Origin of the sequence: Bradyrhizobium sp. McL0616, from assembly GCF_049993385.1 — a bacterium.
Classification (GTDB): domain Bacteria; phylum Pseudomonadota; class Alphaproteobacteria; order Rhizobiales; family Xanthobacteraceae; genus Bradyrhizobium.
In genome coordinates, this window is record NZ_CP188255.1 from 4,976,482 (window position 1) to 4,988,585 (window position 12,104).

Annotated in this window: 11 protein-coding genes; 9 read left to right on the plus strand and 2 right to left on the minus strand. The window is 65.2% G+C overall.

What is annotated here, in order from left to right:
• Position 1 precedes the first annotated feature (1 nt).
• The 5 genes from accC to aat all read left to right on the plus strand — a co-directional run bounded on the left by accC (position 2) and on the right by aat (position 5,271).
• Positions 2–1,360 (plus strand): acetyl-CoA carboxylase biotin carboxylase subunit, encoded by a 1,359-nt coding sequence (accC, locus tag ACPPVR_RS24305; protein WP_426609102.1) that lies wholly within the window; start codon positions 2–4, stop codon positions 1,358–1,360.
• Positions 1,361–1,466: 106 nt separating this feature from the next.
• On the plus strand, positions 1,467–2,984 hold the full coding sequence (locus ACPPVR_RS24310) for a sensor histidine kinase (protein WP_426609103.1): 1,518 nt from the start codon (positions 1,467–1,469) through the stop codon (positions 2,982–2,984).
• The gene (locus ACPPVR_RS24315; RefSeq protein WP_426609104.1) at positions 2,981–3,421 is read left to right on the plus strand and encodes a response regulator; all 441 of its coding nucleotides are present in this window, start codon (positions 2,981–2,983) and stop codon (positions 3,419–3,421) included. Before ACPPVR_RS24310 ends, ACPPVR_RS24315 begins: the two co-directional genes overlap by 4 nt.
• Positions 3,418–4,521 (plus strand): sensor histidine kinase, encoded by a 1,104-nt coding sequence (locus ACPPVR_RS24320; RefSeq protein ID WP_426609105.1) that lies wholly within the window; start codon positions 3,418–3,420, stop codon positions 4,519–4,521. Before ACPPVR_RS24315 ends, ACPPVR_RS24320 begins: the two co-directional genes overlap by 4 nt.
• Positions 4,522–4,590: 69 nt before the next feature.
• On the plus strand, positions 4,591–5,271 hold the full coding sequence (gene aat, locus ACPPVR_RS24325) for a leucyl/phenylalanyl-tRNA--protein transferase (protein ID WP_426609106.1): 681 nt from the start codon (positions 4,591–4,593) through the stop codon (positions 5,269–5,271).
• A 10-nt stretch (positions 5,272–5,281) separates the two neighbouring features.
• Here aat and ACPPVR_RS24330 read toward each other — a convergent pair whose 3' ends face one another.
• Positions 5,282–6,337 (minus strand): DUF2155 domain-containing protein, encoded by a 1,056-nt coding sequence (locus ACPPVR_RS24330; RefSeq protein WP_426609107.1) that lies wholly within the window; start codon positions 6,335–6,337, stop codon positions 5,282–5,284.
• 206 nt (positions 6,338–6,543) lie between these two features.
• Between ACPPVR_RS24330 and ACPPVR_RS24335 the strand changes: the two genes are divergently transcribed.
• From ACPPVR_RS24335 to ACPPVR_RS24345, 3 genes are all read left to right on the plus strand, one after another.
• Positions 6,544–7,491 carry an alpha/beta hydrolase gene (locus tag ACPPVR_RS24335; protein ID WP_426609108.1) on the plus strand — a complete coding sequence of 316 codons (948 nt, stop codon included), beginning with the start codon at positions 6,544–6,546 and terminating at the stop codon, positions 7,489–7,491.
• 16 nt (positions 7,492–7,507) lie between these two features.
• Complete coding sequence (locus ACPPVR_RS24340) at positions 7,508–8,518, plus strand: Na+-dependent transporter (RefSeq protein WP_426609109.1); 1,011 nt, start codon at positions 7,508–7,510, stop codon at positions 8,516–8,518.
• A gap of 166 nt (positions 8,519–8,684) precedes the next feature.
• The gene (locus ACPPVR_RS24345) at positions 8,685–10,262 is read left to right on the plus strand and encodes a winged helix-turn-helix domain-containing tetratricopeptide repeat protein (protein ID WP_426609110.1); all 1,578 of its coding nucleotides are present in this window, start codon (positions 8,685–8,687) and stop codon (positions 10,260–10,262) included.
• 93 nt (positions 10,263–10,355) lie between these two features.
• On the opposite strand, the gene ACPPVR_RS24350 is transcribed toward ACPPVR_RS24345, so the two are convergent.
• Positions 10,356–11,294, minus strand: coding sequence for a GlxA family transcriptional regulator (locus ACPPVR_RS24350; protein ID WP_426609111.1), 939 nt, complete (start codon positions 11,292–11,294; stop codon positions 10,356–10,358).
• 91 nt (positions 11,295–11,385) lie between these two features.
• On the opposite strand from ACPPVR_RS24350, the gene ACPPVR_RS24355 reads away from it, so the two are divergent.
• Positions 11,386–12,072, plus strand: a complete 687-nt coding sequence (locus ACPPVR_RS24355) for a DJ-1/PfpI family protein (protein WP_426609112.1) — start codon at positions 11,386–11,388, stop codon at positions 12,070–12,072.
• The last annotated feature ends 32 nt before the right edge of the window (positions 12,073–12,104 follow it).

Consider the following 12,104-nt stretch of genomic DNA (forward strand, 5'->3'; position numbering starts at 1 on the left):
CATGTTCGACAAGATCCTCATAGCCAATCGCGGCGAGATCGCCCTTCGCATCCTGCGGGCCTGCAAGGAGCTCGGGATCGCCACCGTCGCCGTGCACTCCACCGCCGACGCCGACGCCATGCATGTGCGTCTGTCGGATGAGAGCGTGTGCATCGGGCCGCCGCCGTCGAAGGACAGCTATCTCAATGTGCCGGCGCTGCTTGCGGCCTGCGAGATCACCGGTGCAGACGCGGTGCATCCCGGCTACGGATTCCTGTCGGAGAACGCGCGCTTCGCCGAAATCCTTGCCGAACACAATCTGCATTTCATCGGTCCCAAGGCCGAGCACATCCGCCTGATGGGCGACAAGATCGAGGCCAAGAAGACCGCCAGGAAGCTCGGCATCCCCGTGGTGCCCGGCTCCGACGGCGCGGTCGGCCCCAGCGACGACGCGATGGCAATCGCCCGGAAGATCGGCTTTCCCGTGCTGGTGAAGGCCGCAGCCGGCGGCGGTGGCCGCGGCATGAAGGTCGCGCAGAGCGAGGCCGACCTTCAGATGGCGCTGTCGACGGCGGCCAACGAGGCCAAGTCCGCCTTCGGCGACGCCTCCGTCTATCTGGAGAAATACCTTCAGAAGCCGCGCCACATCGAGATCCAGATCCTCGGCGACGGCCGTGGCGGCGCGATCCATCTCGGCGAGCGCGATTGCTCGCTGCAGCGCCGTCACCAGAAGGTCTGGGAAGAAGGCCCCTCGCCGATTCTCGCAGCAGCCGCGCGCGCCAAGATCGGCGAGACCTGCGCGAAGGCGATGCGTGAGATGAAATATCTCGGCGTCGGCACCATCGAGTTCCTGTTCGAGGACGGCGAGTTCTACTTCATCGAGATGAACACGCGCATCCAGGTCGAGCATCCCGTCACCGAGAGCATCACCGACATCGATCTCGTGCTGGAGCAGATCCGCATCGCCGCCGGCGGCGAGCTGCCGGCCAAGCAAAGCGAAATTCAGATCATTGGCCACGCGATCGAGTGCCGCATCAACGCCGAGAACCCGCAGACCTTCCGCCCGTCACCGGGCCGCATCACGCAATATCACCCGCCCGGCGGGCTCGGTGTCCGCATCGATTCCGCCGTCTATCAGGGCTACACGATCCCGCCCTACTACGACTCCCTGGTCGGCAAGCTGATCGTGCACGGCAAGACCCGCAGCGAATGCCTGATGCGGCTGCGCCGGGCGCTGGACGAGATGGTCGTCGAAGGCATCGAGACCACGCTGCCGCTGTTCCGTGACCTGGTGCGCCAGCCCGCCATCATCGACGGCGACTACCACATCCACTGGCTGGAACAGTATCTGGCCGGCCAGCTGGAACCTGCCGCGAAATAATCTTCTCCGCCCATGGAACCCTTTGGCCCCAATCGCATTATGGACGTTGGGGACAGTTCCAAGGGGGCGTTTTGAACTCCGCTACGCGTAACAAGGCGAGACCGTCGTGACGGCTGTGGAACAGCGGCGGCGCGCATTTTGGCAGATCCTGCTATTCGCGGCAGGACTTGTGGTGCTGACCGTGATCAGCGCCGGCTCCGTCTATCTCGTCAACAAGGCCCGCGACGACAGCAAATGGGTGGTTCACACCATCGAGGTGGAGAACCAGATCAATACGCTGTTGCTCGAAATCCGCCGTGCCGAAAGCGGCGCGCGCGGGTTTCTCCTGACGCAGGGTGCGGACTTCAAGGCTGACCATGACAAGGCCGTGGCGGCAATCGTACCTGCCGTCGACGGGATCACGCGTCTGTCCAGCGACAATCCGGCCCAACGCGACAACATTGAGAAACTGAGCGCGGCGATCGAGATCCGGCTTGGACAATTTGCCCGGGAAATGGACTTCGTCCGGCAGGGCCAGCAGGACAAGGCCGTAGCGCTGGTTCGCGAGGCCATCGCTGCCAATACCACCTCCACAATCAGCAGCGTCGCAGGCGCAATGATCCAGGAAGAGGAGCGACTGTTTCGGCTGCGCTCGACCAATGCCGACCGCAGCCAGACGCTGGCCGCATCGTTGACCGGCATTGGCTCTGGACTCGTGGTGCTGTTGACGCTGATCTCGATCTGGCTGGTGCGGCGCTCTGCCCGCGCCCGCGACGACGCGGAGACACGCCTGCGCGACTCCAACCTCAACCTCGAGGCCACCGTCGACGAGCGCACGGCGGACCTGCGCGAAGCCAACGACGAGATCCAGCGCTTCGCCTATATCGTCAGCCATGACCTGCGCTCGCCGCTGGTTAACATCATGGGCTTCACCAGCGAGCTCGAGGAATTGGGCAAGGACATCTTTCGACGGATCGGAGGGCTCACCGGAGTGCCAGCAGGCGGCCCACCCGTCGATGTCGCCGACATCCCGCTCGACGGCCCCGACAAGCAGCTATCCGCGGACTTTTCCGAAGCGCTCGGCTTCATCAAATCCTCGATCGCCCGGATGGACCGCCTGATCTCGGCAATCCTCAACCTCACCCGCGAGGGCCGGCGTGAGTTCCAGCCGGAAAAGATCGACACGCGCGAGTTTGTCGAGACCATCGTGTCGTCGCTGGCGCATCAGGCGGCGGAAGCGCAGGCCGAGATCCACATCGAGCCGTTGCCGAATATCGTCAGCGACCGCCTTGCGCTGGAGCAGATCTTCTCCAATCTGATCGACAACGCGATCAAGTATCTCAAGAGCGGGGTGCCCGGCGATGTCAGAATTCGTGGGCGCACCAAGCTGGGCTACGCCATCTTCGAAATTAGTGATAACGGCCGCGGCATCGATCCCAAGGATCATCAGCGGATTTTCGACCTGTTCCGCCGCGCGGGAACCCAGGACAAGCCTGGTCAGGGCATCGGTCTGGCACATGTGCGTGCACTTGTGCGCCGCCTCGGCGGCACCATGTCGGTATCGTCGGAACTGAACGCGGGCAGCACCTTCACCATCACGCTGCCCATCACCTGGAACGCCAGCAACCGGAACGCCGACAAATGACCCAGCCAGTCACCATCATCATGATCGAGGACGACGAAGGGCACGCCCGGCTGATCGAGCGCAATATCCGCCGCTCCGGGGTCAATAACGAGATCGTGTCGTTCCCCAACGGCACCGACGCGATGAAGCATCTGTTCGGCGCCGACGGCAGCGGGATTGTGCAGAAGGGCAACGCGCTCCTGATCCTGCTCGACCTCAACCTGCCCGACATGAGCGGGATCGATATCCTGAAGCAGATCAAGGAGAACAATTATCTCAAGGCCTCGCCCGTTGTGGTGCTGACCACGACCGACGACTCGCATGAGATCAAGCGCTGCTACGAGCTGGGCTGCAACGTCTACATCACCAAGCCCGTCAACTACGAGAATTTCGCCAACGCCATCCGGCAGCTCGGCCTGTTCTTCTCGGTCATTCAGATCCCGCCTGCCGCGACATGAACCAGCGAACGCCGACACTGCTCTATATCGACGACGACGCCGCGCTCGCGCGTCTGGTCGAACGCGGCCTGACGCGGCGCGGCTACAAGGTCATCCATGCCGCGAGCGGCGAGGAAGGCCTCGAGCGCATCCGCCGCACGGAGACGGATGGCTGCATCGACGTCGTGGCGCTGGACCAGTACATGCCGGGTCTCGACGGGCTCGAGACGCTCGAACAGATCATGGCGATCCCGGACGCACCGCCGGTGGTGTTCGTCACGGCCTCGCAGGATTCCAGCATCGCGGTCACCGCGCTGAAGGCGGGCGCGGCCGATTATCTGGTCAAGGACGTCAGGGGCGACTTCATCCCGCTGCTCCAGGTCGCGGCTGACGGCGCGCTGCGCCAAGCCGAGGTACAGCGGGCGCGCGAGGAAGCGGAAGCGGAGATTCGTGCATCGCGCGACCGCTACGCGGCGCTTGCCGCCGAGCGCGAGCTTCTGCTGCGCGAGGTCAATCACCGCGTCGGCAACTCGCTCCAGATCATCGCCTCGCTCCTGCACTTGCAGGCAAACTCCGCCGGGCAGGAAGAGGTCAAGGCGGCGCTGACCAATGCGATGGGCCGCGTCGCCGCGGTCGCCCAGGTGCACCGCCGCCTCTACACCTCGCAGGATCTGAAGAGCGTGATGCTGAACCAGTATCTGGACTCCCTGCTCGAGGATCTGCGCCGCTCCGCCGAAGGTAACCGGATGTCGCGGCTGACGGTGAAGGCCGAACCGGTCGAGATCGACCCCGACCGTGCGGTCGCCGTCGGTATCATCGTCAACGAGCTGGTGATGAATGCGGTGAAATACGCCTATCCGGACGGCGCCGGCCCCATCCATGTCGAGCTGACCTCGCAGGGCGATGATCTCCTGCTGTCGATCACCGACGACGGCGTCGGCGACAACGTCAAGGCCGATCCGCGCTCCACCGGCATGGGCCAGCGCATCGTCGCGGCCATGGCCACCAAGCTCGATGCCTCGGTCGAACGCGATCGCGCGCATTCCGGAACCCGCATCGTGCTGAGGTTCCCCCGCGTGCCCATCGCACCCGGCAAGGCGAACAGTGCTGCGGCGAGTTGATCCTCGCCCGGAAAGCGCACCCATCGCCCCCATCGCACGCGCATCGCGATCCTGCTAGTATCGGCTGCCATGACTTCGCGCGACTCTGCCTCGTCTGAAATCACGCCAGCCGTTCTGCTGCGCGCCTATGCCTGCGGCATCTTTCCGATGGCCGAGAGCGCCGATGATCCGACCCTGTTCTGGGTCGAGCCGGAAATGCGCGGCGTGATCCCGCTCGAGGGCTTTCGCGTCGCCTCGCGTCTTGCGCGCACCGTGCGCTCGGATGCGCTTCGCGTCACCGTCAATACGGCGTTCAAGGCGACCATCGCAGGCTGCGCCGCGCCGCAGGCCGGACGCGAGGACACCTGGATCAACAAGCGCATCCGCGACCTCTATGGCGGCCTGTATGAGCTCGGCCATTGCCACAGCGTCGAGGCCTGGCAGGGTGACGAGCTCGTCGGCGGCCTCTATGGCGTGAGCCTGGGACGTGCCTTCTTCGGCGAGAGCATGTTCCACACCGCGCGCGATGCGTCCAAGGTCGCGCTGGTGCATCTGGTGGCGCGGCTGATCTATGGCGGCTTCGAGCTGCTCGACACGCAATATGTCACCGAGCATCTCAAGAGCTTTGGCGCGGCCGAGATTTCGCGGCGGCGCTACACCGGCCTGCTCGACAAGGCGCTCGCCGGCGAGCCCGGCGATTTCCTGAAGCTGCCTGCGGATCAGCCGATCCCGGGCGCACGCGCGCTCGAGATCATCGCCTCACGGCAATAGTCGGACGATTTTAGCGGCCGAACCCGGGGAAACCGAACAGGCCAGGCCGTTGCTCTGGCGGCGGCGGTGGCGGCGGGGCCGCCTGCTGCTGCTGCGACAAGGGCTGCGGCGGACGCTGCTGCTGCACGGCCTGCTTGGGAGCGGCCTTCTTCTGCGCCGGAGGCGGCGGTGGCGTCGCCGGCTTGGTCGCGGGATCGGGTGCCGCGGTCGCGATGGTCTGCTGCGGCTCTTTGCAGTCGGTCAGCCAGATGTCGTAGATCGGGTGCTCGACGCCGTGCAGGCCGGGGCTCGCCGCATACATCCAGCCGGAGAAGATCCGCTTCACCTCGCCCTGCAAGGTAATCTCGTCGACCTCGACGAAAGCGTCGGTGTTTGTGGCTTCCGTGGCGGGCCGCGTGTAGCAGGCGTCGGTCTTCACGCGCAGCGCGCCGAACTGCACGGTCTCGCCGATCTCCTCGTCGAAATTGATGATGCGCCCGGTGATCTTGTCGAGGCCGGAGAAGGTCGCCTTCTTGTTCACGATCTTCTGGGCCGGCGGCTCGGTGACGACCTCGTCGCCGGGCTGGAGGCTCGCCGGGGCCTGCGGCACGGCGCCCTGCTGCGTTCCGCCCTTTTGCTGGGGCTGGCGCTGGCCGGGGGCGCCCGGCTGCGGCGCTGCTTGCGGATTGGGCGGCGTAACCGCGACCGACGGCGGCTGGTTCGCGGGAGCGACGGTTGAGCCCGGCGGCGGCGCCAGCGGCTGGGTCTCGACCGGACCCGGCATCACATTGCCCTGTCGGCTTGGCGGCGGCATCGGACGAGATGGCAGCACACGGCCTTGCGGCGGGAGTTCCGGCACCTCTTCGTCGTCGTCGGGGGTCGGCTGCGGCAGCGGCTGTCCGCCACGGGGGATACTGCCCGGCGGCCGCAGCGGCGGCGGATCGGAGAAAATCGTGCCGATCTGCGCCTGCGCAGGCGTCGCAACCGTCAAAACGGTAGCAGCCAAAAGCGCCGCAAGACCTGTCAGGGTAATGGTTCGAAACATAATCTCGCGCAGCTTCAACAGCGAATCGGGTTCGTTGGACATTCTACAGGGGATACCGCCGCTCGCAGGCCCTCCGGTTAACACGGCGAATACGGCGGGGAAAGGGCGGCATTCCTGCCCTGCCCGCCGCCGGCTGGCCAGGCCGGCGGCCGGATGGGATAATCAGCCCGCCCCTCCCCGGGTCGAGGCGCGCACCGCCGACCGGAAACGACGTCCAACGATAACAGAAACCTCAAGGACCCCTTCCCATGCCCGTCGTGCTCGATCCCGATGCCGCCGCCGTCTATAAGGCGTTCCAGGAGGCCGGCCGGCCTGCTTACGAGACGCTGACCGCGGCAGAAGCGCGGGCCTATTACGCGCAGGCGCGCTTTGTCTCGAATCCCGAGCCGCCCGAACTCGCTCGCGTCGCCCCCCTCTCGATCCCTGCCCCGCACGGCGCGATTCCGACGCGGATCTACGTGCCGAAGGCGCCGCGCCTTGTGAACGGGTTGGCGCCTGCGCTGGTGTTCTTCCACGGCGGTGGCTGGGTGATCGGCGATCTCGACTCCCACGACGTCGTCTGCCGCCAGCTCGCCGACGCTGGCGCGTTGATCGTCATCTCCGTCGATTATCGGCTCGCGCCCGAGCACAAATTTCCCGCCGCCATCGACGATGCGATCGCCGCGACCAAATGGATCGCCGCCAATGCCCGCGAGTTCGGCATCGACGCCGCGCGCCTCTCGATTGGCGGCGACAGCGCCGGCGGCAATCTGGCGGCGGTCGCAGCGCTCGCCGCGCGTGACGGAAACGGCCCGAAAATCGCGGGCCAGGTGCTGATCTATCCGGCCACCGATTTCGCCATGACCCACGGCTCGCACAGCGAGCCCGAGACCGGCGTGCTGCTGACGCATTCGGTGATCCGCTGGTTTTGCGACCATTATCTCAACGGCACAGCCGACATCCACGACTGGCGCGCTTCGCCTGCGCGCGCGACCACGCTGGCCGGCCTGCCGCCCGCCTATGTGCTGACCGCCGGCGCCGATCCGCTGCGCGACGAGGGCGACGAGTACGCCGCGCGCCTGAAGCAGGCCGGCGTACCTGTCACGTACAAGCACTTCCCCGGCCAGTTCCACGGCTTCTTCACCATGGGCAAATTGTTGCCAGAGGCCAATGTCGCCGTCGGCGAGATCGGCGCGTGGCTCAAGGCACTGGGCTGAGAACGCCATCATCCGAATGTTGTCTACGCTTGAAACTGTCTTCGCCCTTCCTCTCCGCGGCCTGAGCTGGCTCGGCGGCCAGGGCACGCGCGCGGTGGCGACTGTCGTGTTTATCGCCCTGGCGGTGCCGCCGCTCGGCGCGCTGCTGCGCCCCTACATCACCGAGGCGATCCTCGTTCTGCTCTGCATCTCGTTCATGCGGGTCGATCTGGCCGCGCTCTACGGCCATCTGCGCCGGCCGGCGCTGGTGGCCACAGCGACCGCCTGGACCACGATCGGCGTGCCGCTGATCGTCGGGCTGGTCGCACATGCGACCGGGCTTGCCGACCGCTCGCCCGGCCTGTCGCTCGCGCTGATGCTCCAGAGCATGGCCTCGCCGATGATGGCAGCACCAGCGCTCGCAGCCCTGATGGGCCTCGATGCCACGCTCGTGCTGGTCACGCTGGTGACTGCGACCGCGGTCGTGCCCTTCACGGCGTCGCTGTTCGCGAGCCTGTTTCTCGACGGCATGCTCAGCATCTCGCCGCTGGCGCTCGGCGCAAAACTGCTCGGCATCCTCGCGATATCGCTGTTCGCCGCCACCATGATCCGCTGGCTCTTCGGCGCCGAGGCGATCCAGCGTCACAAGCAGCCGATCGACGGCTTCAACATCATCATCCTCTTCATCTTCGCGTCCGCAATCATGGGCGACGTGGCGCACGACTTCATCGCCAAACCCCTCTTCACGATCGGCATCGCGGCGCTCGCCTTTGCGGTCTATTTCACGCTGCTCGCGGTCACGACCTTACTCTTCCGCCGCATCGGCTACGAGCGCGCACTGGCGCTCGGGCTGATGGTGTCACAGCGCAATCTCGGCCTGATGCTGGCCGCGACCGCCGGCGCGCTGCCGCCGACGACGTGGCTCTATTTCGCGCTGACGCAGTTTCCGATCCATCTTGCGCCCTACATGCTGACGCCGATCGCGCGGCGGCTGACGGCACGGGCGGACACCTCGGGCACTGCGGCTGCGACCAAATCGTCGGGCTGACAGCCACGCGAGGCCCGCGTTGTCCGCTCCGCCCTCGCAAGCGGACACCTCCAAGTCGCTTTTATGGGTTGGCAGGTGGCCAACAAGCGACATCGCCCTACCGCACCCGATCATCTAGGATGTTTCAAACGCTGGACGGTCGGCGGCCACCCAAGGAATTGGCAGCTTGCGGTATCTATTTGAGGAGTACACATTCGACACCAGCCTGCGCGAGTTGCGTCGCGGGGCCGAGGTTGTCTCCGTCGCGCCACAGGTATTCGACGTGCTCGATTACCTGATCCGCAACAGAGAGCGCGTCGTTAGCAAAGACGACCTCATCAACGCCGTTTGGAACGGACGTATCGTTTCCGATGCCGCGCTGACAACCCGCCTGAATGCCGCTCGCAGCGCCATTGGCGACACGGGCGAGGAGCAGCGCCTGATCAAAACTTTGCCGCGCAAGGGCTTCCGCTTCATTGGTTCGGTCCAAGAAATGCAGGGGCCTGCAACCCGCTTCGGCGTCCTGAGTGAGCACAGCCACAACCCGCCCACGTCAACTTCACCGCCTCGCCTTTCCATTGTTGTCCTGCCGTTCTCCAACCTGAGTGGCGATCAAGGGCAAGATTACTTCGTCGATGGCGTGACCGAGAGCCTGACCACGGACCTGTCCCGTATCAGCGGCTCGTTCGTCATTGGCCGACACACCGCATTTGCTTACAAAGGCAAGGCCGTTGACCTCAAACAGGTCGGCCGCGAACTGAACGTCCGCTACGTCTTTGAGGGCTCCGTGCAGCGGGGTGGTGCCCGGCTTCGGGTTAACGTCCAATTGATCGACGCCGAAACCGGCAGACACCTGTGGGCCGAGCGTTTCGACAAACCTATCGCCGATCTGTTCGATATGCAGGACGAGATCGTCTCGCGGCTCGCCAGCACGCTTAACGCCGAGCTTATCGCGGCTGAGGCTCGTCGCTCGGAGCATTCGCCGCATCCTGACGCGATGGATTTATATTTTCAGGGGATGGTTCGCTGGAACAAGGGCTGGACACCCGCCCATATGAAACAGGCGCAGAGTTTCTTCGACCGCGCCTTGGAGCTTGATCCCGACAACGTCGAGGCACTGGTGGGCAGCGCGGCCGTCGACACGGCAATGGCCGGCAATTTTCTCGCCGACGACGCTCGGCGGCGCTTTGCAGCAGCCGAAACGGCGTTGCTCAAGGCGCTCTCTTTGGCTCCGCGGCACGCTCTGGCCCACATGTATCTGGGTTGCGTCCAATTCTGCTCGAACCGTGCAGCTCAGGGCATTGCTGAATGCGAGCACGCATTGGCTTTAAACCCGAATTTAGCCGAAGCCCACGCTTTCATCGGTGTCGGCAAGATTTTTGTCCGTCGGGCCGCAGAAACGGAAGCACATATACACGAAGCGTTTCGTTTGTCTCCTCGCGATGAAGGTGCAGCACGGTGGATGAACTGGGCTGGTCTCGCCAAACTGCACCTCGGGGCCGATGCCGAAGCAGCCGAGTGGCAACATCGATGTTTGAAGGCCAACCCCAATTTTCCTATCGCGCAGTTCCAACTCGCCGCTGCGCTGGCGCTTCTCGGAGAACTGGATGAGGCGCGAACTGCTAGGAAGGCAGGACTAGCCCTTGATCCAACGTTCACTATCCGTCGGTTCAAAGCCTATCCATATGCAGGCAATCCGGACTTCCGTGCTGCAAGCAGGCGCATCATTCAGGGCATGCGCTTGGCCGGGGTGCCGGAGGGGTGATGCCGGAGATGGGTCAAAAGGCGAAGTCCAGGGTTCATCACGTAAGTCTGCTTTGCCCGCTAAAGCGGACCTGCTCAAATCGGTGAGCACGCCCTACCCCGCCCGCGCCGCGCGCCGCAGCGCCTGTGGCGGCTGGCCGAAGGCGCGGATGAAGGCGCGGCGCATGCGCTCGGGGTCGCGGAATCCGGTCGCCTCCGCAACGAGTTCGATCGCCTCGCGCGAGGACTGCACGCGCTCGCGCGCGACCTCGATCCGCAATCGCTCGATCGCCTTCGACGGCGTCGTACCGGTCTCCGCGGCAAAAGCGCGGGCGAAATGCCGCGCGCTCATGCCGGCGCGATCGGCGAGATCCTCCACCGTCAGCGGTGCGTCGAGATTTTCCCGCGCCCAGGACAACAGCGCACCGAACCGGCCATTCGGCGTCTTCAATTCCAGGAGCGAAGAGAATTGCGACTGGCCGCCGCTGCGGCGATGGTAGAGCACGAGCTGGCGCGCGGTCTGTTGCGCGATCTCCTCGCCATGGTCCTCGGTGACCATTGCCAGCGCGAGGTCGATGCCGGCGGTGATGCCCGCCGACGTCCACACATTGCCGTCGCGGGTAAAAATCTGGTCGGGCTCGAACTTCACCTTCGGATAGCGCGCCACGAAATCGCGCGTGCGGCCCCAATGCGTGGTGGCGCGGCGGCCGTCGAGCAGGCCGGCTTCGGCCAGCACATAGGCGCCTGAGCAGACGCTGGCGACCCTTACGCCGCGCTTAGCCAGCCGCTGCACGAAGGCGCGCGTCACCTCGCAGCGCGCCGCGCCCGCCACGCCGGCGCCGCCCGCCACGACCAGTGTTGTGATCGCATTCGCCGACTTGAAATCCCGCGCCATCATCTCGACGCCCGACGAACTGCGCACTGGCCCCGCCTTCAGCGCCAACACCCGGAGCGAAGGCGGCTTGCCGCTGGCGCGTGCCGCGATCTCGAACACCGAGATCGGGCCGGCCGCGTCGAGCAACTGGAAATCCGGGAAGATGAGGATGCCGATCATGGTCATGTCCGAAAGTGAGGGAATTACGCCATTTTGGACAGAAGGGCATCATGCCAGTTTGCCTACGTCAAGCTCATAGTTGGAGGCTCTCATGTCGCAACCGCTCCAGATCGGCCTTTTGGTGTTTCCGCGCGTCACCCAGCTCGACTTCACCGGTCCCTTGCAGGTGTTCTCGTCCGTCCCCGGCACGAAACTGCACCTGATCTGGAAGCGGATCGAGCCGGTGCCGAGCGATTCCGTGCTCACGCTGACGCCGACCACGACGTTTGCCGATTGCCCGCAGCTCGACGTGATCTGCGTCCCCGGTGGCGCCGGCACCAATGATTTGCTCAACGACGAGGAGGTGCTCGACTTCCTGCGCAAGCGGGCCGAAGGCGCCAAATACGTCACCTCGGTCTGCACGGGAGCGCTGGCGCTCGGCGCCGCCGGCCTGCTGAAGGGCTATCGCGCGTCGACCCATTGGAGTGCGATGGAGATGCTCAGCCAGTTCGGCGCGACGCCGACCAAGACGCGCGTCTGCATCGACCGCAATCGCATCACGGGCGGCGGCGTCACCGCAGGGATCGATTTCGCGCTGACGCTGGTGTCGATCCTGGTCGATCGGGCCACGGCAGAGGCGGTCCAACTCGGGCTCGAGTACAATCCTGCGCCGCCGTTCAATGCAGGCTCGCCGGACACCGCCCCCGCTGAGGTGCTCGCCTTGCTAAGGGAGCGCGGTGCGCAAAATCAGGCCCGCCGCCTCGACGCCGTCAAGCGCGCAGCCGAGCGCTTGGCGTAGAGAGCCCGCAACAGAAAAAGGCCGCTCGGTTT